The organism is Pantoea sp. ABR1s, assembly GCF_057812235.1.
Map to the genome: position 1 here is coordinate 307315 of NZ_CM173823.1, position 24540 is coordinate 331854.

General features: G+C 57.1%; 21 protein-coding genes. 10 read left to right on the forward strand and 11 right to left on the reverse strand.

The window, feature by feature from the left end; all coding sequences use genetic code 11:
- Window positions 1-156: 156 nt before the first annotated feature.
- Window positions 157-1341 (reverse strand): mannonate dehydratase, encoded by a 1185-nt coding sequence (gene uxuA, locus ACXKZD_RS01430; RefSeq protein ID WP_010253360.1) that lies wholly within the window; start codon window positions 1339-1341, stop codon window positions 157-159.
- A 149-nt stretch (window positions 1342-1490) separates the two neighbouring features.
- Here uxuA and ACXKZD_RS01435 point away from each other — a divergent pair, with 149 nt between their 5' ends.
- A complete protein-coding gene (locus ACXKZD_RS01435; protein ID WP_031594155.1) occupies window positions 1491-2174 on the forward strand; it encodes a FadR/GntR family transcriptional regulator in 684 nt (227 codons plus the stop codon).
- On the opposite strand, the gene ACXKZD_RS01440 is transcribed toward ACXKZD_RS01435, so the two are convergent.
- Window positions 2163-3218, reverse strand: coding sequence for an AI-2E family transporter (locus ACXKZD_RS01440; RefSeq protein ID WP_010253354.1), 1056 nt, complete (start codon window positions 3216-3218; stop codon window positions 2163-2165). The genes ACXKZD_RS01435 and ACXKZD_RS01440 overlap by 12 nt on opposite strands.
- A 300-nt stretch (window positions 3219-3518) precedes the next feature.
- Between ACXKZD_RS01440 and ACXKZD_RS01445 the strand changes: the two genes are divergently transcribed.
- Entirely contained in the window at window positions 3519-4742 is a 1224-nt protein-coding gene (locus ACXKZD_RS01445) for an MFS transporter (RefSeq protein WP_033773075.1), read from the forward strand.
- Window positions 4743-4826: 84 nt separating this feature from the next.
- Here ACXKZD_RS01445 and ACXKZD_RS01450 read toward each other — a convergent pair whose 3' ends face one another.
- Window positions 4827-5642, reverse strand: coding sequence for a TIM barrel protein (locus ACXKZD_RS01450; RefSeq protein ID WP_122889850.1), 816 nt, complete (start codon window positions 5640-5642; stop codon window positions 4827-4829).
- Window positions 5643-6063: 421 nt separating this feature from the next.
- On the opposite strand from ACXKZD_RS01450, the gene ACXKZD_RS01455 reads away from it, so the two are divergent.
- Both ACXKZD_RS01455 and iolB read left to right on the forward strand, forming a co-directional pair.
- Window positions 6064-7569 (forward strand): CoA-acylating methylmalonate-semialdehyde dehydrogenase, encoded by a 1506-nt coding sequence (locus ACXKZD_RS01455; RefSeq protein WP_010253344.1) that lies wholly within the window; start codon window positions 6064-6066, stop codon window positions 7567-7569.
- 119 nt (window positions 7570-7688) lie between these two features.
- Window positions 7689-8507 (forward strand): 5-deoxy-glucuronate isomerase, encoded by an 819-nt coding sequence (gene iolB, locus ACXKZD_RS01460; RefSeq protein ID WP_010671521.1) that lies wholly within the window; start codon window positions 7689-7691, stop codon window positions 8505-8507.
- A gap of 98 nt (window positions 8508-8605) precedes the next feature.
- On the opposite strand, the gene ACXKZD_RS01465 is transcribed toward iolB, so the two are convergent.
- Both ACXKZD_RS01465 and ACXKZD_RS01470 read right to left on the reverse strand, forming a co-directional pair.
- Window positions 8606-9448 carry a MurR/RpiR family transcriptional regulator gene (locus ACXKZD_RS01465; RefSeq protein ID WP_010253340.1) on the reverse strand — a complete coding sequence of 281 codons (843 nt, stop codon included), beginning with the start codon at window positions 9446-9448 and terminating at the stop codon, window positions 8606-8608.
- 440 nt (window positions 9449-9888) lie between these two features.
- On the reverse strand, window positions 9889-11802 hold the full coding sequence (locus ACXKZD_RS01470) for a bifunctional 5-dehydro-2-deoxygluconokinase/5-dehydro-2-deoxyphosphogluconate aldolase (protein ID WP_033773070.1): 1914 nt from the start codon (window positions 11800-11802) through the stop codon (window positions 9889-9891).
- 545 nt (window positions 11803-12347) lie between these two features.
- Between ACXKZD_RS01470 and iolD the strand changes: the two genes are divergently transcribed.
- The 3 genes from iolD to iolE all read left to right on the forward strand — a co-directional run bounded on the left by iolD (window position 12348) and on the right by iolE (window position 16305).
- Window positions 12348-14288 (forward strand): 3D-(3,5/4)-trihydroxycyclohexane-1,2-dione acylhydrolase (decyclizing), encoded by a 1941-nt coding sequence (gene iolD, locus ACXKZD_RS01475; protein ID WP_033768026.1) that lies wholly within the window; start codon window positions 12348-12350, stop codon window positions 14286-14288.
- 62 nt (window positions 14289-14350) lie between these two features.
- Complete coding sequence (gene iolG, locus ACXKZD_RS01480; protein WP_010253336.1) at window positions 14351-15361, forward strand: bifunctional inositol 2-dehydrogenase/D-chiro-inositol 1-dehydrogenase; 1011 nt, start codon at window positions 14351-14353, stop codon at window positions 15359-15361.
- A 47-nt stretch (window positions 15362-15408) separates the two neighbouring features.
- Window positions 15409-16305, forward strand: a complete 897-nt coding sequence (gene iolE, locus ACXKZD_RS01485) for a myo-inosose-2 dehydratase (RefSeq protein ID WP_488981826.1) — start codon at window positions 15409-15411, stop codon at window positions 16303-16305.
- Between the two features lie 58 nt (window positions 16306-16363).
- Here the strand turns inward: iolE and ACXKZD_RS01490 are convergent, their stop codons facing one another.
- Both ACXKZD_RS01490 and ACXKZD_RS01495 read right to left on the reverse strand, forming a co-directional pair.
- Window positions 16364-16918, reverse strand: a complete 555-nt coding sequence (locus tag ACXKZD_RS01490; RefSeq protein ID WP_010253333.1) for a DcrB family lipoprotein — start codon at window positions 16916-16918, stop codon at window positions 16364-16366.
- Between the two features lie 116 nt (window positions 16919-17034).
- Window positions 17035-17700, reverse strand: a complete 666-nt coding sequence (locus ACXKZD_RS01495; protein WP_010253331.1) for a 7-cyano-7-deazaguanine/7-aminomethyl-7-deazaguanine transporter — start codon at window positions 17698-17700, stop codon at window positions 17035-17037.
- A 204-nt stretch (window positions 17701-17904) separates the two neighbouring features.
- Here ACXKZD_RS01495 and tusA point away from each other — a divergent pair, with 204 nt between their 5' ends.
- Window positions 17905-18156, forward strand: a complete 252-nt coding sequence (gene tusA, locus ACXKZD_RS01500) for a sulfurtransferase TusA (RefSeq protein WP_010253330.1) — start codon at window positions 17905-17907, stop codon at window positions 18154-18156.
- A gap of 53 nt (window positions 18157-18209) precedes the next feature.
- Here the strand turns inward: tusA and ACXKZD_RS01505 are convergent, their stop codons facing one another.
- Window positions 18210-20501, reverse strand: coding sequence for a zinc/cadmium/mercury/lead-transporting ATPase (locus tag ACXKZD_RS01505; protein ID WP_488981827.1), 2292 nt, complete (start codon window positions 20499-20501; stop codon window positions 18210-18212).
- A gap of 93 nt (window positions 20502-20594) precedes the next feature.
- On the reverse strand, window positions 20595-21224 hold the full coding sequence (locus ACXKZD_RS01510) for a lysoplasmalogenase (RefSeq protein ID WP_010253326.1): 630 nt from the start codon (window positions 21222-21224) through the stop codon (window positions 20595-20597).
- A 144-nt stretch (window positions 21225-21368) separates the two neighbouring features.
- On the opposite strand from ACXKZD_RS01510, the gene ACXKZD_RS01515 reads away from it, so the two are divergent.
- Window positions 21369-21725 (forward strand): DUF2500 domain-containing protein, encoded by a 357-nt coding sequence (locus ACXKZD_RS01515; RefSeq protein ID WP_022624010.1) that lies wholly within the window; start codon window positions 21369-21371, stop codon window positions 21723-21725.
- 26 nt (window positions 21726-21751) lie between these two features.
- Here the strand turns inward: ACXKZD_RS01515 and ACXKZD_RS01520 are convergent, their stop codons facing one another.
- Window positions 21752-22024 (reverse strand): DUF1145 family protein, encoded by a 273-nt coding sequence (locus tag ACXKZD_RS01520; RefSeq protein WP_003852192.1) that lies wholly within the window; start codon window positions 22022-22024, stop codon window positions 21752-21754.
- Complete coding sequence (gene rsmD / locus ACXKZD_RS01525; protein WP_010671526.1) at window positions 22014-22613, reverse strand: 16S rRNA (guanine(966)-N(2))-methyltransferase; 600 nt, start codon at window positions 22611-22613, stop codon at window positions 22014-22016. The genes ACXKZD_RS01520 and rsmD overlap by 11 nt, the downstream gene beginning before the upstream one ends.
- 232 nt (window positions 22614-22845) lie before the next feature.
- Between rsmD and ftsY the strand changes: the two genes are divergently transcribed.
- Window positions 22846-24537: a signal recognition particle-docking protein FtsY gene (ftsY, locus tag ACXKZD_RS01530; protein WP_192033878.1), complete on the forward strand. Its 1692-nt coding sequence runs from the start codon at window positions 22846-22848 to the stop codon at window positions 24535-24537.
- The last annotated feature ends 3 nt before the right edge of the window (window positions 24538-24540 follow it).

Consider the following 24540-nt stretch of genomic DNA (forward strand, 5'->3'; position numbering starts at 1 on the left):
AGACATTGCATTTTTTGACAGGTTGTTTGGTTTTCGTTGCTATGCAGGAAAAAATCAAATGAAAACGGGAGGCAGGCAGTGCAAAGGCCGATCCGCCGCAGTGGCCAGGAGAGACCCTGGCCCGTCACAGGGCGGGCGCAGGGCAGGACGTTTTATTTAATCGGCAAAATAGATCTGTTTCAGCGCTACTTCAACGCCGCGCAGTTCGGCAAGGCCTTTCAGGCGGCCAATGGCGGAATAACCGGGATTGGTGCGCTTATGCAGGTCGTCCAGCATCTGATGGCCGTGATCGGGACGCATGGGAATCGCCCGCAGGTTGCCCGCCCGACGGCGGCGCTGCTCTTCTGCCAGAATAACCTTGATCACGCCGACCATATCGACGTCGCCCGCCAGATGCGCCGCTTCATGGAAGCTGGCTGGGTTTGCCTCGCGTTTCGTGGCGCGCAGATGGATAAAGTTAATGCGGTCGGCATAGGTTTCCGCCATCTCAACCAGCGCGTTGTCGGCACGCACGCCATAGGAGCCGGTACAGAAACAGAAACCGTTGTGCAGACTGTCCACGGTTTCTTTCAGCCACTGCATATCTTCCTGGGTAGAAATAATGCGCGGCAGACCCAGAATAGGACGTGGTGGGTCATCCGGATGCACCGCCAGTTTAACGCCCGTTTCCTCCGCAACCGGCACGATGGCGCGCAGGAAGGTGGCCATATGCTCGCGCAGTTTCGCTTTGTCGATGCCGTCATACTGCGTCAGCTGCGCCTGAAACTGCTCCAGGGTGTAACCCTCTTCGGCGCCTGGCAGACCGGCGATAATATTGCGCACCAGGGTGCTTTTCTCTTCTGCGCTCATGGCGGCAAAGCGCTGAGCGGCGGCCTGCTGCTCGGCAGCGCTGTAATCCTGCTCGGCCCCCGGACGCTGCAACAGATAAAGCTCGAAGGCCGCAAAAGCGTCGGCGTCGAAGCGCAGCGCTTTTGCGCCATCCGGCAGCGTCCAGGCGAGGTCGGTTCGGGTCCAGTCCAGCACCGGCATGAAGTTGTAGCAGACGGTATCAATGCCGCAGGCGGCCAGATTGCGTATCGACTGCTGATAATTGGCGATATAGCGAAGGTAGTCACCACGCTGGGTTTTAATCGCCTCATGGACCGGGATGCTCTCCACCACCGACCAGACCAGACCTTTTTCCGCCAGCAGTGCCTGACGCGCTTTAATCTCCTCAACCGGCCATACCTCGCCGTTAGGGATATGGTGCAGCGCCGTCACAATGCCGGTCGCGCCCGCCTGACGCGCATCATCCAGTGAGACCGGGTCGTTGGGGCCGTACCATCGCCATGTATGTTCCATTTTTACTCCTCAACTGTGATGTGGCCCAGTGGTCAGGCCGCTGGACCAAGAGTATGATAGTGGAAAAAACAGGGCCGTGATCCGGATCGCAGCATGACAAACTGCATCGGTGAAGAGATCGCTTTTACGTGCAATCAGAGGAGAGGGTGATGACGCTGCCAGTAATAAAAACCGAGCGCCTGTACCGTCAGATCGCCAACGTCATCATGGCCGGTATCACGCGCGGTGACTTTGTGGCAGGAGGGTTGCTGCCACCGGAGCGTGAGCTGGCAAAACAGCTGGGTGTCAGTCGTTCATCGGTGCGTGAAGCATTGATTGCGCTGGAGATGACCGGCTGGGTCGATATCCGCACTGGCAACGGCGTTTACGTCGCCCAGCCGCTGCCGCAAGCCGCGGTTCCGCAGGAGAGCGAAACCTGCAGTCTGCAGGATCTGTTGCAGGCGCGTGAAGCCTTTGAAGGGATGCTGGCAGGATTTGCCGCACGTAACGGCACCACCGTTCAGCGTGCAGCACTGCTGGCGCTGACCGCTGAACTGCAGCAGTACAATGAAAACGACGCGGCCTTTCTGGAGCAGGACAAGCGCTTCCATCTGCTTATCAGTGAGATGAGCGGCAATGATGTATTACGCGACCTGCTGGAGCAGTTATGGAACCGGCGCCACAGCCCGCATGTGCAGCGACTGGAGCGCCATTATGCCGATAACAGCTTCGCGCAGGAGATGAACGCTGACCATCAGCAGATCGCCAATGCGATTGTGGCGGGCGATGAAGTGGCTGCACGTCAGGCGATGGAGAGCCATCTGCAGCATGTGCAGCAGCGGCTACTTGGTTAATGCCCGCGCCCGCTTAGGTCGTCCGGTGCCCAGCATAATCGCCAGACGGCTGCCGCCTGGCGTGGTCTCCATCAGAATTTTAGTAATGCTGGTGAGCGGCACCGAGAGCAGCATGCCGACCGGACCGAGCAGCCAGCCCCAGAACACCAGCGACAGGAACACCACCAGCGTCGATAAGCCAAGACCGCGCCCCATCAGTCGCGGTTCCAGCATATTGCCAAACACCATATGAATCGCGGTAAACAGCGCCGCCACCATCGCGGCATCAAACAGGCTGTTCAGTAACAACGCCTGCAGGAAGGGCGGGATACCGGCGATAATCGGGCCGATATTGGGAATAAAGTTGAGGATAAACGCCACGACACCCCATAACAGCGCAAATTTCACATCCAGCAGATAGAGACTCAGCCAGACCGCGATGCCGGTTATCAGACTCACCAGGGTTTTCAGCGCCAGATAGTGCGTGACGCCTTTCAGCGCTTTATGCAGTCCGGCGATGCGAATTTTCGGATTCACCAGCGCGTTGCGCATTTTATAGGGCAGGTGATGGACCTCAAACAGCATAAAGACCACGGTCAGCACCAGCAGCACGGTATTGGTCATCGCGCCGGAAAAGCCGCTCAGCGCCACGGTAGCCAGGTTCATCATGGTATTAGGATCGAAACGCTGTACCAGCGCATCGGTTGAAATATTAAGATGAAAGCCCGCCGCCAGATGTTGCAGTACCGTCATTTTCTGCTCCATGGTGGCGCGCAGTTGCGGATAGAGATCGGAAAACTCGCTCATTGAGCTGGCAATAATGGCACCCAGCAGCACGAGAGCGCAGAAGATTACCGTGATCACCAGCCCAATCGCCAGTCCACGGCGGAAGCCACGACGCATCAGCATCGTCACCAGTGGATTAAGCACAATGGCAAAGAACGCCGCCAGCAGAAGCGGGACCAGAATGTCTGACGCTGCCCGAACCCCGGCGAGGATAATGACCAGCATCGCCAGTTTTATCAGAATATTTTGTCCGATCTTTTCCCGTTGCAGCTCGCTCATTCTCTCTCTCATAACGTAATTTGGCTGTTGAAAGTGTAGCTGAAACAAAATTAACAATCTGATTTATCAGAGAAACGGTAAAGCGCGGTGGCAGGTGGGTGAGGTAATCAGCGCCACAGCACTCAGCTATCGCGGCAGAGCAGCAACTCCCCATTGTTCCGGTTTTTATCCGGCTTTCTGCTGCACGTCCGGGCAGGGGCAGCCGCCCGATACCCGTGTCATTAAGAGGCACCAGTGGTGAAAGCGGGTATAGTTAAAGGATAAACCTTATCATTCAGCCAAATACGAGCGCGAGGACTCATGCCTGAACAGCCTGCAGCGGAACCGAACACCCCATCCGGAAACCTGAACATCTCTCTGCTGATCCTCTCTATCGTGGCCTACAACTTTGCCAGCTATCTCACTATCGGTCTGCCGCTGGCGGTATTGCCAGGATGGGTGCATGACCAGCTGGGCTTCAGCGCATTCTGGGCGGGCCTGGTGATCAGCCTGCAATATGTGGCGACGCTGCTGAGCCGCCCACACGCCGGACGCTATGCCGATCTCTGGGGGCCAAAGAAAGTGGTGGTGACCGGCCTGGTGGGCTGTCTGATCAGCGGGTTGTGTATTTTGCTGGCGGCGCTCATCGAATCACCGCTGTTAAGCCTGACGCTACTCTGCGTGGGCCGCTTGATTCTGGGCGTGGGCCAGAGTTTTACCGGCACCGGCACCTCGTTGTGGGGTGTGGCGCGGGTGGGTTCGCTGCACATTGGCCGGGTTATCTCCTGGAACGGCATTGTCACTTATGGCGCGATGGCGATTGGTGCGCCGCTCGGCGTGGTGATATTCCGGGCGGGTGGCCTGCTGTGGCTGTCGCTGGTCATTGTTGCTATCTGCGTGGTAGGCATCGTCTGCGCGGTGCCGCGTCCGGCCGTAAAAGCCAGCCGGGCCAGACCCCTGCCGTTTCGTGCGGTGCTGGGGAAAATCGCCGGTTTTGGTGCGATTCTGGCGATGGGTTCGGCGGGTTTCGGTGTCATCGCCACCTTTATTACCCTGTTCTATCAGGATAAAGGCTGGGAAGGGGCCGCCTTTGCGCTCTCCTTGTTCAGCGGCGCTTTCGTCGGCGCGCGCCTGCTGTTCCCGAATGCGATTAACCGCCACGGCGGTCTGCGGGTCGCCAGCATCTGCCTGGCGGTTGAAGCCGCCGGACTGTTTCTGGTGGCCGCAGCGGGTGATCCCTGGATGGCAAAAGCGGGCGCATTTCTGACCGGTGCCGGCTTCTCGCTGGTATTCCCGGCGCTGGGCGTGGTGGCGGTAAAAGTGGTGCCGCAGCAGAATCAGGGCAGCGCGCTGGCGACCTACACCGCCTTTATGGATCTGTCGCTGGGGATAACCGGGCCACTTGCCGGATTCATCATGACTTATGCGGGTGTCTCACGCGTCTACCTGCTCACGGCGCTGCTGGTCTGCGTCGCTTTTTTCTGCACGCTGCGCATGCAGCGGCGTCAGGCGGTGTTGCCGGCAGCAGACGATTCTTCAGGATAAAAAAAATGGCCCAGCAGCGGGCCAGAACGTCTTTTCAGACACAGATAAACTGATTAATGGTGCGCGCAAAGCGCAGAACAGGATTCAGGCTTGCAGCAGTTCAATACTGTTGCGGATCTGGCGTTCAACCTCCGCAGGGGTCCAGTTGCTGAGCTGACTGGAGAAAGGCTCAAAGGCATAAACGCCCTTATAGCCAAGCATCTCCAGCCGCTTCACCTGCACCACGCTCTTCAGTACATCGTTATCACTCAACATGATGCGTTCTTCATCGGTCAGTTCGGCGGTCGGACGGCGATCTTCCACGCCCGAAAGGTGCACCAGACCGATCTGGTTAACATCAATGCCGGCTGGAAACTCCTGCTCAGCCTGCTCATAGAGATGATGGTGAAAGGTATCCAGCAATAACTTAAAGGGCACGTCCGCCGCGGCGATCAATTGCTGCGCTTGTACCGCCGAACGCAGCGAGCTGACCGGAAAACCCAGCGGCTCCACCAGCCCCTGAATGCCATAGTGGGCAAAACGCGGGGCCAGCTGCTGCATCGCCGCCTGGGTTTGCTGAGGCGACACGGCTATCCCCTCATTCAGCGGACACATGACCAGCGCCTTTGCACCAATCTGTTGTGCTGTCTGTAACAGTGCTTCGGCCCGGGCCAGTAGCGCGTCATCAATGTGGTTAAACGGATAGAGCGCATTAATGGTGATGATATCAATATGATACCTGTCGGTCAGAGCGCGCAGCTGATCGGTGCTGAGATCGTCAGTGACGCTGCCGCCCGGCATGTCATTACGCAGTTCAACCTTGCTCAGCCCCAGACGCTGAACCAGCTGAAAAAATGCCTCCAGCGAGAGCCGGGGCGCAATTTTGCGGTTGATACAGAAACGGGTTGGATCGATGGCCATGCACTGACTCCGGGACAGGAGGATGATGCGACCAAAGAGAACATTTATTTCATTAATAGTGAATAATGAAACACAAATTATTAGATCAGCCTCGCATTAATTTCATATTCCGTTTCAGCCCGATGCATAAAGGCTGGATCGACTTCGCAGTAAAACGCCCAAACCACTCCCCGGCTATTACCCTGCTACGCTAAGGCTGGCCGCTATTAGTGGCCTCCCGTCATCGTGATGGCGCGAGAGACTAAGTGGCGGGAAAAATGCGATCTGTGCCGCTAAAATCAAATTTTCCAAAAAGAACCATTTGAAAAATTTGTTCCACTGTAATAGCTTCATAGCACGCTTTCAGGTTTGCCTGGTCAGGCAGTGTGGCAGGTCGCATAGTCCGTCTGCAGGGAACTTAACCATCTAAAGAGGCAACATCATGACAATCATAGGTAACTTTATTGGCGGTAAAACCACTTTCAGCGCCAGCAACGAAACCATTCCTGTTTACGATCCGGCAACCGGCAAAGTGGTACGTGAACTGACGCAAAGTACCGCTGATGAAGTGGCCCAGGCGATTGGTGTCGCGCATGACGCTTTTGCCGCCTGGTCGAAAACCTCGCCGCTGCGTCGCGCCCGCGTTCTGTTCAACTTTAAAGCCCTGATGGAGCAGCACCGTGATGAGCTGGCGGCGCTGATTGTCTCTGAGCACGGCAAAGTCTGGTCTGATGCGCTGGGTGAACTGACGCGTGGCATCGAAGTGATTGAGTTTGCCTGCGGGATCCCCCATCTGCTCAAAGGCGAATATTCCCCGAACGTCGGCAGCGGCGTTGACAGCTACTCGCTGATGCAACCGGTCGGCGTCGTGGCGGGCATTACGCCGTTTAACTTCCCGGCGATGGTGCCGCTATGGATGTTCCCGATAGCCCTGGCCTGCGGTAACACCTTTGTGCTGAAGCCACCGGCGCTGGATCCTTCTGCTGCAGTGCGTATGGCTGAACTGCTGACCGAAGCGGGCCTGCCCGATGGCGTATTCAACGTGGTGCACAGTTCCAATGAAGATGCTGAGCAGCTCTATAAAGATCCGCGTATTGCCGCGGTGAGCTTCGTCGGTTCTTCTGGCGTGGCTGAGCATATCTATAAAACCGCCAGCGCCCACGGCAAGCGGGTACAGGCGTTTGGCGCGGCGAAAAACCACGCTATCGTTATGCCGGATGCCGACCTGGATGCCACCGTCAACGCCATTATGGGTGGTGCGTTTGGCTCTGCTGGTGAACGCTGCATGGCGCTGCCGGTTGTGGTCGCCGTGGGCGATGATACCGCCGACAAGCTGATCGCCCGTCTGACTCCGCTGGTAAACGCGCTGCGTATCGGCCCTGGCATTAATCAGGGCGCTGATGAAAATGAGATGGGACCGGTCGTTTCGGCGGCGCACCAGAAGAAAGTGCTGGGCTACATCGACAAAGGCGAGCAGGAAGGCGCGAAGCTGGTGGTCGATGGTCGTAACGTGCAGGTTGCAGGTCACGCCGAAGGTTACTACGTCGGCGGCACGCTGTTTGATCATGTCACCTCTGAGATGGTGATCTGGCGCGAAGAGATTTTTGGGCCGGTGCTGAGCATCATGCGCGCGCCGGACTACGACAGTGCGCTGCAACTGGTTAACAGCCATGAATTCGGCAACGGCAGCGCGATTTTCACCAGCAACGGTCACACCGCACGTGAGTTTGTGCAGAACGTTGAAGCGGGTATGGTCGGTGTCAACGTGCCGGTTCCGGTGCCGATGGCGTTCCACAGCTTCGGCGGCTGGAAGCGTTCAGTGTTTGGCGCGCTCAATGTTCATGGGCCGGATGGCGTGCGTTTCTATACCCGCATGAAAACGGCCACCGTACGCTGGCCATCCGGTCAGCAGACCGTGTCTGAATTCAGTATGCCAACCTTAGGCTGATTCATTTCAACGCTGATCCCGGTGCGCGACCGGCAGGATAATCTGCCGGTCGCTTTGTTCGCTGGCACCGCGCCCGCGAGCCCACCGCAGCGTCAATCGTGACAGAGAGGAGTATCAGGATGTCTTTACTGTCGAAAGCACAAGCCCCTGACGCGCAGGGTCGTATTCAGCATGTGACGCCTGAGCGCGCCGGCTGGCGTTATGTGGGATTTGATGCCTATTTGCTGAAGAAAGGGGAAACCCTGCGTCTCAGCAGTGGTGATAAAGAGCTGTGTCTGGTGCTGGTGGCCGGGCTGGCCTCCGTAAAAACCCGCCATGCTGATTTTCCCGGTATCGGTCAGCGCATGTCGCCTTTTGAGCGCGTACCGCCTTATTCCGTTTATGTGCCGCATGATGATGAAGTAGAGGTTTACGCTGACAGCGATCTTGAGCTGGCGGTCTGTAATGCGCCCGGTCAGGGGAATCTGCCTGCGCGCCTGATTGCGCCAGCCGATGTTGGTGTTGAGCATCGCGGAAAAGGGCGCAACCAGCGCCTGGTTCACAATATCCTGCCTGACAATGAACCGGCTGATAGCCTGCTGGTGGTGGAAGTCTATACCAACGAGGGCGATACCAGCTCTTATCCCAGCCACAAGCACGACCAGGAGGAGAGTGAAAACGAAACCTACCTGGAAGAGACCTACTATCACCGTTTCGATCCGGAACCTGGCTTTGCCATGCAGCGCGTCTACACCGACGACCGTTCCCTGGATGTCTGTATGGCACCCTATAATCGCGACGTGGTGATGGTACCGCGCGGCTATCATCCGGTAGCGACGCTGGCGGGATACAATAACTACTATCTGAACGTGATGGCGGGGCCGGTGCGGCTGTGGAAATTTACCTGGGAGAAAGATCACGCCTGGGTGAACAGCGACAGCTATCCGCGGAAAGCGTAAGTCATCGCAGAAAAATAAACAGCAATCACGGTTTATAACCCGCGTTCATATCAGTAAAAAGGGCAGCCTGTCGCGCTGCCCTTTTTTGTGTGTGGAACTCAGCTGGTCTTTGCGTTGTTCAGTGCCAGCGAAACCGCCAGCGTCTGTGCCAGGCAGAGTGAAGCGACCTGCGAACGGAAGCCATCGACCTGCGCTTCACGTACCACAAAGCAGACATCGCTGAAGGCGGCCAGCGGACTGACCTGACTATCGGTAATGGCAATCTGATGCGCACCGCGTTTGGCACCCATTTCAACCACCTCGACCGCTTCACGTGCATAAGGCGAGTAGCTGATCGCAATCACTACATCTTTCGGGTTTACCAGGCTGAGCTGCTCGGTAAACATCCCGCCCAGGCCATCAATCAGGAAAGCGCGGCGCTCCAGATGACGCAGCGCGTAGACCAGGTAGGAGGCGACGCTGAAAGAGCGACGCAGGCCGATAACATAGATATTCTCAGCCTCATTCAGCAGTTTCACCGCTTTGTTCAGCTGCTCAGGATTAACCTGCATCGCCAGCTGCTGCAGCGCCTGGCTGTTAACCATGGTAAAGACGTTGAGGATTTCCGCCGGACTTTCAGGCGCACTGGCGCTGTCGTCCGTTGAAGTCTGGCGAAACAGGCGAGCGCGCTCGGTATAGTTGACCGTCTCCTCCATCAGATGCTGACGAAAAACCTGTTTCATTTCGTTGAAGCCGCTGAAGCCAAAAGCATTCGCAAAGCGGATCAGCGTCGACGGTGGCACATCGGCCTGCTGAGCAATCGAGGCGACGGTATCGAAAGCAATACTGTTACTGTTATCAAGGATGTAGCGCGCAACCTGTTTAAGACGCTTGCTCAGCGTTTCGTAGCGGCGACGAATATCGTCCTGCAAGAGAGAAAGTTGGGTGGGATTATTGTTCATCACTTCTGCCCGTATAATTAGAATAATGGCTGCATAATGAGCGCTATAGTATCAGATGGATGGAAAATTTCATTTCTTTGCGTCAACGACGCGGTTTATTTCATGGCTTTATGAAATGGTTCACAGATTAGCTTTAGCGCCCGATGCGTGACTTTTCGCGGGCAATGTCAGGATGAAAGCCGGGATGAAATGCCAGCAGGGATGGAAGTATGCAGTCTTTCACCATTCAGATTGGAATGGCTGCAGATTGCTGAAAAATCGGGTCTGGCAGCAACACATTAGCTAAACGAGCAGGGAACACGGTCAGAAGAGGAAAGCGTCCCGCACCAAGGATGGTGCGGGCCGAGCATGCCATGGATGGCAGCTTTTGCGTCTTTCCGATCTGACCGTGTTCCCTGTGACTGCACGGTCTAAAAGCGGCTTTTTGACAGAGCAGCAAATCAGGCGCGGGCAGCGCGCCAGTACTCAATCAGTCGCAGATAGTTGCCTTTAACCGTCTCAATCAACGCCTGATCGTCCAGCTCCCCCTGTAACCACTGGCGGGAAGGCTGACCAAAGATAGTGCGGCCTACCGCAAAACCTTTCACCCAGGGCGCTTTGGCCGCCGCGGCGAAGCCCGCTTTAAGCTTCTCTTCGGGCGCATCCAGACCGAGTAACAGAATGCCGCGACAGTGGGGATCCTGCTGCTCAATCAGACCGCTGATCGCCTGCCAGCTTTCCGCCGACAGCGGTGGCAGTTTCCACCAGTCAGGCTGGATGCCCAGACTGTAGAAATGGCTCAACATATCAAAGTAATACGTTTCATTCTTATCCGGATTGTTGTCAGGCAGAATCACTTCCAGCAGCAGCTCATGACCGCTTTTGTTACAGCCGTTCCAGACGTCGAGCACCAGCTCATCCTGCTCTTTACGCAGTTCAGCACTGTCATGCGGATGATAGAAGACCAGACATTTCACCACGTGTTCGGCAGGCCAGTCGATCAGCTGCGAGCCGATGTTGCCATGCTCCAGGCGCAACGGACGCGAGCTCGGCAGCTCAATCGGGCGGCCAATCCACCAGTTCTTACCGGTAATGGCGTTCAGCGCCTTCTGACCGTAGGTCGTATCCGCCAGAATCCCGCTTTTATTCTCTAATCCTGCCTCTCTGGCAGCCTGCTGAGCGGCTTCCAGCAGCAGCAGTTTCAGTTCCGGAATGCGGCTCTCGTCCACGCCCGCTTCCTGCGCCATATCCGCCAGCTGTTTGCGGTGGTCAAAGGCGAAGACATTCAGCTCCGGCCACTGCTGCTTGCGGGTAGTCACGCGGTGCAGATGGTTCAGACGGCTGTCGAGATCGGGACGTTTCACCTCTTTGTCGCGACTCAGGAAATCATCCAGCTCCGCTTTGGTTGGCATGGCGGGTGCGCAACCGTGGCGTGATACCACCAGCGCTCCGCAGGCGTTGGCGTAACGGCACGCCTGAGTCCAGCCCTCATCATTCAGCCAGCCGCGCAGCAGGCCAGACATAAAGGCATCGCCCGCGCCCAGCACGTTGAGAACCTCGACGCGAACGCCCGTGTGCAGCTCAGTCTGTTCCCAGCTATCCGGGATCTCGCCTTCAAACACCACGCAACCCAGCGGTCCACGTTTGCAGACCAGCGTCGCCTGACTCGCCTGACGCACGTTTTTCAACGCGGTCAGGGTGTCGGTGCTGCCACCGGCAATATGAAACTCCTCTTCGGTGCCGACGATCAAATCGAAATAGTGCACCACTTCCTGTAACTGCTGCGTGACCTGTGACGACTCAATGAAACGCGTTTCACCGTCGCCCAGAGAGGTCAGTCCCCACAACACCGGACGATAATCGATATCCAGCGCCGTGCGCAGGCCGTTGCGGCGGGCGATATCCAGCGCTTTCAGCACCGCTTCGCGGGTCTGAGGATGGGATAAGTGGGTGCCAGTAACCGCCACGGCGCGCGCAGAGGTAATAAAGGCTTCGTCGATATCGTCCGGAACCAGACCCATATCGGCGCAGTTATCGCGGTAGAAAATCAGCGGAAAAGTCTCTTCATCTTTGATGCCGAGGATCACCAGTCCTGTCAGACGCTGCGGATCGGTGATTAGCGCATCGGTGTTACAGCCTACGCGCTGCAACTCTTCACGCAGAAAGCGACCATTATGCTCATCTCCCACCCGCGCCAGCATCGCCGATTTCAGCCCCTGAATCGCGGTGCCATAGGCGACATTGCCCGACGAGCCGCCCAGATATTTAGCAAAGGAGGTGACATCTTCCAGTCGCGCCCCGATTTGCTGGCCATAAAAATCAACGGCGATGCGCCCGATACAAATCACATCAAGCGGTTTCTGTTGTGTACTCATACCTGTGGTTTCCTTCTGTGATTAGCAGCGCTGGCGGGCGTAAAGACCGACACCAGTTACGCTCTGCTTCCGGGTCTGTAGGTGTCTGACTGGCTATGAGGGGAGTATGAGGAATAAAAATTCCATATTCAATACGAAATGAAATATCCATCGCAATTTTGTGAACCAGGTAAAACTCCTGATTGCCGCCCGCCTGCGCAAACTCTGCCAGCGTGATGTGCGGTATGTCAGGGTTGTGAAGGGGATCGCAGGAATCCGCACGCCAGTCAGGCAAGCTGCTGCATTGAAATGAATTTTTTTATCAGGCACCACTCTCTGTTAAACGTTCCAGATTTCCCCACTGCAATCGCCCGCCAGACCTGTTGTCGTCATTAAATTTGATCTCACTCGCAAAATGAAATGTTTCTTCTGTAATCGTGTTTTATGAAAAATATATTTGTTTATAATCGCCTCACGTTTCAGTTATTCAGGTCGCCTTTTCCGCCGATGACAACGCCTGGCGTGCTGTCGCGGAAGTCGGGGTCCACCAGCATGTAAGGAAGAATATGGGCACTATCAGACTGACCACGGCACAGGCGCTGGTTAAATTTCTTGATAATCAATTCATTGATGTCGATGGCGTTGAGACGAAGTTCGTAAAGGGCATCTTCGCCATTTTCGGACATGGCAACGTGCTGGGGCTGGGCCAGGCGCTGGAACAGGATAGCGGCGATCTGGTGGTCTACCAGGGCCGTAATGAGCAGGGCATGGCTCATGCTGCCACCGGCTTTGCGCGCCAGTCGCTGCGCCGCCAGATTATCGCCTGCAGTTCGTCTGTGGGGCCTGGTGCGGCCAATATGATCACCGCCGCGGCGACCGCGACCGCCAACCGCATTCCTCTGCTGCTGCTGCCAGGCGACGTCTTCGCAACCCGCCAGCCCGATCCGGTGCTGCAACAGATTGAGCAGAGCTACGATCTCAGCATCAGCACCAACGACGCCTTCCGCGCCGTCAGCAAATACTGGGATCGCGTCAGCCGCCCGGAACAGCTGATGTCCGCCTGTATCAACGCCATGCGCGTACTGACCGATCCGGCAGAAACCGGCGCGGTCACGCTGTCGTTGCCGCAGGATGTGCAGGGCGAAGCCTGGGATTACCCTGACTACTTCTTCCAGAAACGGGTGCACCGTCTGGATCGCCGCCTGCCGGTGGCGGCGCAGCTGGCAGATGCCCTGACGCTGATTAACCGTAAGCGCAAGCCGATGATTATCTGCGGCGGCGGAGTGAAATACTCCGAAGCGGGCGAGGCGCTGCGCCAGTTTGCCGAGCGCTATCAGATTCCCTTTGCGGAGACGCAGGCGGGCAAAGGCACGCTGGTCTCTGACCATCCGCTGAATGTCGGCGGCGTGGGCGAAACCGGCTGTCTGGCGGCTAACCTGCTGGCGAAAGAGGCCGATTTAGTGATCGGCATCGGCACCCGCTACACCGACTTCACCACCGCGTCGAAATGGATTTTCCAGCATCCCGATGTCAGCTTCCTGAACATCAACGTCAGTAACTTTGACAGCTACAAGCTCGATGGCGTGCAGCTGCTGGCCGATGCCCGCGAAGGGCTGACCGCGCTCACCGCCGGTCTGGCCTCGCAGCACTACAGCAACGACTGGGGCAACCAGATTGAGCAGGCACAGAGCCAACTGCTGAAAGAGACGCAGCGTGTCTACCAGGTGGAATATCACGATGGCGACTTTGTGCCGGAGATTGCGGATCATCTCGACCGTAAAGCGGTGTTCGCTGAGTTTAACCGCCTGACCCAGTCGCTGCTGACGCAAAGCAGCGTGCTCGGCACCTTAAATGAGCAACTGCCAAAAGACGCAGTGGTAGTGGCAGCGGCGGGCAGTCTGCCGGGCGACCTGCAGCGCGTCTGGCGCACCAAAGATTACAACGCCTATCACGTTGAATATGGCTACTCCTGCATGGGTTATGAAGTGAATGCCGCGCTGGGTGTGAAGCTGGCGCAGCCGCAGCGCGAGGTCTATGCGCTGGTCGGTGATGGCTCCTTTATGATGCTGCACTCAGAGCTGGTCACCTCGATTCAGGAAGGGGCGAAGATCAACGTGGTGCTGCTGGATAACATGACCAACGGCTGCATCAATAACCTGCAGATGGAACACGGTATGGACAGCTTTACCACCGAGTTCCGGTTCCGTAATGCGGAAGGCGGCAAGCTGGACGGCGGCTTTATTCCGGTCGATTTCGCCGCTATCGCTGCCGGTTATGGCTGCAAAACCTATCGTGTGACCACGCTTGAGCAGCTCAAGGCGGCGCTGGAAGATGCCCGTACCCAGACGGTTTCCACCCTTATCGACATCAAAGTGCTGCCAAAAACCATGATCCACAAATATTTCAGCTGGTGGCACGTCGGCGTGGCGCAGGCCTCGAAGACCGAACGTTCTCAGGCGGTGGCGGACAAGCTCAACAGCCATCTGGATCAGGCGCGAAAATATTAATTTCAGGGCCGTGCCGCGGCCCGTTTTGCTCTTCTCCGTACGAACCCTACACAGGTGTAATTATGACTTTGAAACTTGGCGTCATCGGTACAGGTGCAATTGGTCAGGAACATATTCGTCGCTGCAGCCATGTGCTGCAGGGTGCACAGGTGGTTGCCGTCTCTGACATTAATGTCGAAGGCGCGCGTGCCGCACTGCAACGCCTGAATATTGAGGCGGAGGTATTCGAAAATGGACACGACGTGATTCAGTCTCCGGATGTTGATGCGGTGCTGGTCACCTCATGGGATCCGACCCATGAAGAGTTCACCTTAGCGGCGATTGCCGCCGGTAAACCGGTGTTCTGTGAGAAGCCGCTGGCGATGAGCGCCGAGGGCTGCCGCCGGGTCGTGGATGCAGAGATTCAGGCGGGTAAACGCCTGGTGCAGGTCGGCTTTATGCGTCCCTACGATGCGGGCTACCGTGCACTGAAAAAAGTGATCACCGATGGCGATATCGGTGAGCCGCTGATGCTGCACTGCGCGCACCGCAACCCGACCGTGCCGGAGAACTACACCACGCCGATGGCGATTACCAACACCCTGATCCACGAGCTGGATGTGCTGCGCTGGCTGACAAACGATGACTATAAAACGGTGCAGGTAGTCTTCCCGCGCGTCACCTCGAAGTCACACAGTCAGCTGAAAGATCCGCAGATCGTGCTATTCGAAACCCAGAAAGGGGTTCGCATTGACGTCGAGATCTTCGTTAACTGCGCTTACGGCTATGACATTCAGTGTGAAGTGGTGGGTGAAGAGGGGATTGCCCGCCTGCCAGAGCCCTCTTCGGTGCAGCTGCGCAAAGAGGCCCGCCTGTCGAACACCATTCTGGTGGACTGGAAAGATCGCTTTATCGAAGCGTATGACGTTGAGCTGCAGGCGTTTATCAACGACATCAAAGCGGGCCAGTTGACCGGTCCTTCTGCCTGGGATGGCTTTGCCGCCTCAGTCGCCGCTGATGCCTGCATTAAAGCGCAGAACAGTGGTGCGATTGAGCCGGTAGAGATGCCGCCGCGTCCTGCTTTCTATAACTGATTTAGCTGTCTATGCGGCATGGCCGCTCTCCGCCTGGGAATAAGATAATGAACAAAGAGAATGTAAAACTGGCGATCGCCCCGATCGGCTGGACCAACGATGACATGCCGGATCTCGGCAGTGAGAATACCTTCCAGCAGACCGTCAGTGAGATGGCGCTGGCTGGCTTTACCGGCAGCGAAGTAGGCAGCAAATATCCCCGCGATCCGGCGATTCTGAAACCGATGCTCGACATTCGCGGCATCGAGATCTGCAACGCCTGGTTCAGCACCTTTTTCGCCAACGGCGACAAACAGAAAACTATCGAACAGTTCATCGAGCATATGAACTTCCTGCATGCGATGGGCGCGCGGGTGATTGGCTGTTCCGAGCAGAGCAAAAGTATTCAGGGCACCGGGCTTGCGGTGTTTGAAGAGAAAGCCATTTTCAGCGATGAAGAGTGGCAGTTAACCGCGGAAGGCTACAACGAACTGGCCCGCATCGCGGCGGAAAAGGGGATGCGCGTGACGCTGCATCACCATATGGGCACCGGCATTCAGACCACTGAAGAGATTGACCGGTTTATGGAGATGACCGACGAGCAGGTCGGTTTGCTCTATGACACCGGCCACGTCTACTACTCCGAAGGCTCCCAGCAGAAGATGCTGGCGGTACTGGAGAAATATCTGCCGCGCATCTTCCACGTTCATCTTAAGGATGTGCGTGATGAGGTGGTCGCCGAGGTGCGTGAGAACCATCTCTCGTTCCTGGAAGGAGTGAAAAAGGGCACCTTTACCGTACCGGGTGATGGCGTGATCGACTTCAGACCGGTGTTCAAAATCCTGGATGATTACGGCTATAAAGGCTGGATGGTGGTTGAAGCGGAGCAGGATCCGGCACTGGCCAATCCGTTTGAATATGCGGTGAAAGCGCGGAAATATATTAGCGAGAATGCAGGTTTATAAAAAGCCCTTCTGACCGAAGGCTGGCTTCCCCGCCGTGCAGGGAAGCCAGCCTTTTGTTTTACTTCAGCGTAATGCTTTTCACGATGTTGTCAGCATCGCTCTGCGCCTGCTGCTGATTATCACCTGGCAGCGTAATCTGCAGCGTCACCAGTTTGCCATCTACTTTCGCCAGAACCACTGAAGACCATGAGGTCTGGTTGTTGGCAGAAATCACCGTATCCAGCTGCTGCGCGGGCTGATCTTTGAGCGTCACAGATTTGTTCGACACCACCTGCAACTGCGGATCGCGGTTACGCTGCTGCTGTTCCATACGCTGCGACAGCACATCCAGACCATCATTGGTCGGGTCACCGGCAATCACAATAATGGCGCGGGCACCGGTTTCATCCGCATAAACGTGCATGTTAGTGGTCTGCGAACCCAGTTTACCGCTTTTATCGGACATGCCTGGTGGCAGCGAGAAGCTCAGTTTGCCATCCATCAGCGTGACGGTTTGCGCCGACTGACTGGCGCTGACGCCGTTGTCATTCGCCGCTTCATCTTTCTTCTGGTCACAGGCCGCTAAGCCGAGTACCAGTAAACCCATTCCTACATATTTCACCAGGTTGCGCATCAGAATCCCTTTTTAAGTTTCCAGTCAGGCATTAATACAACAGGAATCAGGTTGCAAACGCAACCTGATGATTGTCAGAAGATCTTAGCGGATAGTAGTGGAAACCGTATGGGCGCTTAGCCGAAATTGACCTGGCGGGCGGTCTGGCGTTCAGCCAGACGTTTCAGCGCCGCGTTGAGCAGCACGCCGTAGGCGGGCAGGAAGAAGACCATGCAGATCAGCACTTTGAAGCTGTAATCCACCAGGGCAATCTCAACCCAGTGCTGCGCCATAAACGCATCGGGGCTTTTATAGAAGGCGATAAAGAAGAAGGCCAGCGTATCGCTGATATTCCCCAGGAACATGGCGCAGCCCGGCGCAATCCACCACTGTGGCAGGCGACGCAGACGGTTGAACACGTGAACGTCGAGGATCTGACCCAGCGCGTAAGCCATAAAGCTGGCGCAGGCGATACGGGCAACAAACAGATTCATCACTTCCAGTGCCTGCCAGCCCTGCCATTCACCCTGATAGAACAGCGCCGAGACACTGTAAGAGATAAACAGTGCCGGGATCATCACGGCCAGAATAATGCGTCGGGCCAGCGGTGCGCCAAAAATACGCACGGTGAGATCGGTCGCCAGGAAGATAAACGGGAAGCTGAATGCACCCCAGGTGGTGTGGAAGCCAAACACTGAAATAGGCAACTGAACCAGATAGTTACTTGAAGTGATCACCAGCAGGTGAAACAGCGATAACCAGAAAAGCGCATGCATGCGCTGACGCGAAGAAAATGCGAGCATATTCAACCTTTTTAATGTTGGGGTGAGGGAACCCATTGCGGGACGCCGTTCGGGCAGCGCCTGGCAGTTTTATGAGCAAAAAGCGGCGGCATCTTACCGCGTTGTGCTTTTTATGCAATGGTTAATTTTAGCGCAATCGTTATCGCCTTGCTTCACCGCCAGCACGCGCTAGAATGAGCGCCCTTTACCTGAACTGAGTTGATTATGAGCGATGCTTTTTCCTCTGCCGATCATCAGCTGGATGCCCGTGGCCTGCGTTGCCCGGAGCCGGTGATGATGGTGCGCAAAACCGTACGCAGCCTGCAGGATGGCGAGACGTTGCTGATCATCGCCGATGATCCGGCCACCACGCGTGATATTCCCGGCTTCTGCCGCTTTATGGAACATGGCTTGCTGGCGCAGCAAACCGACACGCTGCCCTATCAGTTTCTGATCCGCAAAGGCATGGCGGGTTAACGACAGCCGTACAGGCCGCGTTAACCTCACTCTTCAGATCAGAAGCCGCCTGCTCAGGCGCGGCGACGCAGTAACCGCAGCGCGTTGGCAGTGACCAGCGCGGTCGCACCCGAATCCGCCAGCACCGCCAGCCAGAGTCCGGTCAGACCCAGCAGGGTTGTGACCAGGAAGATCGCCTTCAGCCCCAGCGCAATACCGATATTCTGGCGGATGATACGCCGTGTCCGGCGTGCCAGCGCAATCATCGGAGCCAGATTGCTGAGCTGATTACGCGTCAGGGCAGCATCGGCCGCTTCCAGTGCCACATCGGTGCCGCTGCCCATCGCAATGCCCAGCGTTGCCGCTTTCATTGCCGGCGCGTCGTTAATGCCATCCCCGACCATCGCCAGCGGCTGTTGCTGACTCAGTTCACGGATCGCCGCGACTTTATCGGCGGGCAGCAGACTGGCGCGATAATCAATATCCAGCTGGCGGGCAATGGTCGCCGCAGCGCGCGGATTGTCGCCGGTCAGCATCAGGCTCTCAATACCCAGCTTTTTCAGCGCCTTTAACGCCTCAACGGCGTCGTCGCGCAACTGATCGCGCAGAGCCAGCGCACCCAGCGCTTCGCCATCGCGCATCAGCACCACCAGAGTTTCACCTTCAGCTTCCTGTTGCGCTATCTGCGCATTTTGCTGCGGCGTCAGACCGGGCGCATGGCCGGGCGTCAGCAGCTGAATCTGCTGGCCAGCGACTTTCGCGCTGATGCCGCGTCCCGCCTGCACCTGCTGATCCTGCGCGTCAGGAATCACCAGATCACGCGCCTGCGCGGCCGCCACGATAGCGCTGGCCAGCGGATGGGTGGCACCCTGTTCCGCAGCGGCGCTCAGCGCCAGCATCTCTGACTCGCTGGCCGTACCAAAGCGCAGGATCTGCGTCAGCTGTGGCTTGCTCAGCGTCAGAGTACCGGTTTTATCAAACGCCATTCTGCGCACCGAACTCAGCCGCTCCAGCGCCGCACCGCCTTTGATCAGTGCGCCCTGTCGCGCCGCCGCGGCCAGCCCGGAGGTAATGGCGGCAGGCGTGGAGATCACCAGTGCACAGGGGCAGCCAATCAACAACAGTGTCAGCCCTTTGTAGATCCACGGCTGCCAGTCGCCTGCGCCGAGCAGTGGCGGCACCACCATCACCAGCAGCGAGAGCAGCATGACCAGCGGCGTGTAAATACGGCTGAACTGGTCGATAAAGCGTTCGACCGGCGCACGATGCGTTTCCGCTTCTTCAATCAGCTGCAGGATACGGTCGATCGCGCTTTCACCCGGCTTCGACACCACTTCCAGCATCACCAGCCGGTCAACGCTGGTGGCACCGGCAAGAATTTTTTCGCCGCTGGCCCGCGTTACCGGCAGCGATTCACCGGTCAGCGCGCTCTCATCGAAACTGGCAAGCGGGCTGATTAAGCTGCCATCGACCGGCAAGCGGCTGCCCGCCGCGACTTCAATCACATCGCCGGGTTGCAGCGCTGCAAGCGGTACCTCAGTACGTTTGCCCTGTTCAAGGCGGATCGCCGATTCAGGCCGCAACGCCATCAGGCTGGTAACGCCGCTGCGCGCCCTGGAAGCGGCATAGCTTTCCAGCTGTTCGCCCAGCTGAAACAGCACCAGCACCATCGCGGCTTCAGCGTGTGCGCCAATAATCAGTGCGCCAGCTGACGCCAGCGTCATTAATGTCTCAATGGTAAAAGGCGATCCGCTGCGCAGACGCTGCCAGGCGCCGCGCGCCACCGGGACCAGGCCGACCAGCGTGGTCAGCACAAACAGCCGATCGCCCCAGGTGGGCGCGAACTGGCTGAGAATGCTACTGGCAAGCACCAGCAGCGCCAGCAAAATCAGCATCTGGTTATGCTGCCAGCCCGGCGTAGCGGGGGATGTGGCCGACGTGGCTGATGGGGTTGCGAGCTGGAAGCCGGCTTTTTTCACCGCCTGTTCAACGGCGTTTTGTACGTCCTGGTCAGCGTTGACCACCAGTTTCTCGCTGCTGAACAAGACACGGGCATCGGTCACGCCACTCACCTGACGGACAGCGGTTTCAATGGTGCGGGCACACGACGGGCAATCCATCCCGCTGACCTGCCAGCTAAAGGGATAACTGTCGGCACCTCGCCGGTCGCTTTCCTCAGCGGTGTCGGTGTCGTTGCCAGGGCTGCAGTGACTGTCACAGCAACATCCTGCCGTCTCGGCAGGTACAGGCGTCGCGGCATGAATAGAAAGGGAGAGGGGGCGGGCCTGGCGAACCTGGCACAGCGGTTTTGCTGCGGCGTGACTGGCACGGGGTTTGCCGCAGCCACAGGCGTGATGTTGATGCATATGACCTCCAGAGTGTAAGAATAGTGGGATGAGCAACGCAGCCCATCCCTTATCCTACACTCTGGAGTGAACTCCAGAGTCAAGGCTATTTTTTCAGACGACCCACAACGAGCGCACGATCATAAAGTGACCGGCGAAGTAGCAGGCGGCGACAATCGCGCTGTCGGCGGTAAAGCGGCGGCGATAGTGTGAGATAAACCAGACGGCGTTTGCCAGCAGCAGCAGACCGGCACCAACCATGATCGAGAAGCTGTAATCGGTCGGGCGGAAGAAGTACTGCTCGGTCGCTATCCAGGTCATCACCAGCGTCATGCCGATAAAGGTGCAGACAGGCCAGCGCAGATCTTCCAGTCGGCTCCAGATGATGCCAATCAGGGCGGCACCGATGATGAGCAGCGTCAGCGGAATCGGCCAGAAGAAGGTCATGGTCATGCTGGCGGCGAAGCAGAGGGTATAAAGCAGGTGCGACAGGAAGAAAGCCCCGATGGCATAGAGCATCTGCTGACGCGGCAGCAGCGTTAACGCATCACCGACCAGCGTCGCGACCAGACCGGCCAGAATCAGGTAGTCCGTAGTCTGCAGCACCGGTGCCTGCCAGGCCAGCCCGACAAGCAGCAGCAGCGTGACCGGCTTAAATAACCAGCGTTGCCATTGCGGGCCGCGATAGGTGGCGTCGACATAGAGCCAGCCGGAGAAAAGTACAGCGAGGAAAGACCAGAGCATTGTTTCTCCCTTTTTTGTTCAAAATGGTGAAAGATCCCAAAATATCCCTTCCAGTTTAGGTTAAGCCTCTGAGATGTGACAATCAGGCAACTCTGGTTGTATGCTTTGCCGCCTGATTAATCATCCTGCAGGCACAAGAACGCTATGAGCAAACCGCCGCTAATCTTTATCATCGTTCTGGCGATTATCGCCGTGCTGGCGACCCGTCAGTTCATTAAGCAACGCCGGGAAGTGGCGGTGAATGACGCTTCACCCGAGCGTTCTCTGCAGGCTGAGGTCAAAACCAAACGTGAATTTCCTGCACCCAATCGCCGTTCGCGGCAGCGGGAAGTGATCGCCGGGGAAGAGATGCGCTACGAGGTGCTGTTTCACCCGCTTAACGGTGCCAGCGACATCAAAGTGCAGCTTAAAGAGGCGGAATATCATCAGCTGGACAAGGGCGCCAGAGGTGAACTGAAGATGCAGGGCACGCGCTTTATCAGCTTCACACCCCGGCAGTAACCGGCGGGCATCGCGCCCGCCCGGAATTATTTCTTGCGTGGGAAGTTTTTCTTCTGCCAGGCGACCAGTTCGAACACCCCGAACAGAAACACTTTGGCCTGGGTGACGCGGTCAATCGGCGGCGCATCTTTGGTCTGCGTGGTGCGCAGTAACACCAGCTGCAGGCCATGCATCAGGATCATGAAAATCAGCGCAACGTTGATAAAATAAGTCAGCGGTTTCGGGTAGGGATGAACCAGGTTAGCCAGCAGAAATCCCCACACGCATAGCATCAACAGACGCCCCAAATTAAGTAACATCCTGCGTCTCCTGTTGACGTTGATACAAACGATAAGCCACTTGTCCGGCTATTTTCTCGCGATAAAGATCCCACTCTGGCGGCACCGGCGGTGCGCCATTTTCCACTTCACTTTCGACGTAAATCAGCGCCTGATCGGCCAGCCAGTGATTCTGCTCCAGCAGCTGTAACGTCTGTTCCAGCAATCCCTGACGAAACGGCGGATCGATAAACACCACATCAAAGGGTTCACCTGGCTGTGCCAGCCAGTTTAACGCATTGGTCTGAATCACGGTGCCATTACTGGCGCGCAACGTCTGCAGATTTTTTGTCAGCTGCTGCGCCACCGGCCGTTCCAGCTCGAGCAGCGTCGCCGATCCCGCGTAACGCGACAGGGCTTCCAGTCCTAATGCGCCGCTACCGGCAAAGCAGTCGAGGCAGCGCGCCTCTGGCAGCACCGGGGCCAGCCAGTTAAACAGCGTCTCACGTACCCGATCGGTAGTCGGGCGCAGTCCGGCGCTGTCCGGCACCGGCAGTTTGCGTCCGCGCCACTGGCCGCCAATGATGCGAATCTGCCCGGCACCGCCTGTACTGCGGGGGTTTTTATTCATCTTGCTCACAACTCGTCATAATTTGTTGCGTAGTTTAACGGGCGAATCGGTGAGAAGAAACGTTAAAAAAGGGTGCTGTGGTGAGCTGGCTGGAAAGTGTTAGACTACTGAGTTGCTGAAGTCATGCATTATTCTGCGGTTTACGCCGGTCTGGCGCTGACCAACTTTCATTGATTTACCCCTGGAAACCACGCGCGACCGGGACAAAGCCATCGAGGAGTGTCGTCACACAATGGCAAAAGAGAAAAAACGTGGCTTTTTTTCCTGGCTGGGATTTGGCAAAGAGGAAGAGAAACAACCTGTAGCGGAGGAGCAGACACAAGAGGTCGCAGAACCCGCAGAGCAGCAGGCAGAACAGGAAGCCCCGGCATTAAGCCAGGCTGAAGCGCAAGCGGAAGAGACTGTCGTTATCACCGAAACGGTGGCCGGGCAGCAGCGTGAGGCGGAAATCACCGCGGCAGCGCCGCACGAGTCAGCACCCATGGTGCTGGATGAAGCTGCGCCGATTGAGGCCGATCCTGAAGCGCTACTGGAAATCGCCGCACCTGAACATGACGCGACGCCGGTTATTGACGCCGACGACGTGGTAAAACCAGCCGTTGATGCGGAACCCGCCGATGCGCCGTTAAGCGAAGAAGAGCTGACCGCCCTGGCACTGGGCGACGCCCCGATCGTTGAAACCCCGGACAGCGAAGCGGACGCGCCGTTAAGCGAAGAAGAGCTGACCGCGCTGGCGCTGGATGACGCCGGGATCGTTGAAACCCCGCACAGCGAAGCCGAAGCGCCGTTAAGCGATGAAGCGCTGACGCCGGACGAGGCTGCGATCGTTGAAACCCCGGACAGCGAAACGGAAGCACCGCTCACCGAGGAAGAGCTGACCGCACTGGCACTGGGCGAAGCCGAAGTCACCGACGCGGAACCGGCAGAGACATTATCCGATACCGTCAGCGATCTCCCGCTGGCCGCCGCGCCACTCATCGTGCAGGAGCAGGAGCGTCCCAGCAAAGAGGGCTTCTTTGCCCGCCTGAAGCGCAGCCTGGTAAAAACCCGTCAGAACCTCGGTTCCGGGTTTATCAGCCTGTTCCGTGGCAAAAAGATTGATGATGAGCTGTTTGACGAGCTGGAAGAGCAGCTGCTGATTGCGGATGTGGGTGTGGATACTACTCGCCGCATCATCACGCATCTGACCCAGCAGGCAAACCGCAAGCAACTGCGTGACGCGGAAGCGCTCTTCGGCCTGCTGAAAGCGGAGATGGCCTCGATTCTGGCGAAAGTGGACGCGCCACTGGACGTCTCAGGCAAAACGCCGTTTGTGATCCTGATGGTTGGCGTCAATGGTGTAGGTAAAACCACCACCATCGGTAAACTGGCGCGCCAGTATCAGGCTGAAGGCAAATCCGTGATGTTAGCGGCTGGTGATACCTTCCGCGCCGCGGCTGTTGAGCAGTTGCAGGTGTGGGGTCAGCGCAACAACATTCCGGTGATTGCTCAGCACACCGGTGCAGATTCCGCTTCGGTGATCTTCGATGCTATTCAGGCGGCTAAATCTCGTGGCGTTGACGTGCTGATTGCCGATACCGCGGGTCGTCTGCAGAACAAATCGCACCTGATGGAAGAGCTGAAAAAAATCACCCGCGTGATGAAAAAACTGGATGATTCAGCGCCACACGAAGTGATGCTGACGCTGGATGCCAGCACCGGACAGAATGCGGTCAGCCAGGCCCGACTGTTTAATGAAGCCGTTGGCGTGACCGGGATTGCGCTCACCAAGCTGGATGGCACCGCCAAAGGCGGCGTGATCTTCTCGGTGGCCGATCAGTTCGGTATTCCGATTCGCTACATCGGCGTCGGTGAAGGCATTGAAGATTTACGGCCGTTTAAGGCGGAAGATTTTATTGAGGCACTGTTTGCCCGAGAGGACTAATTA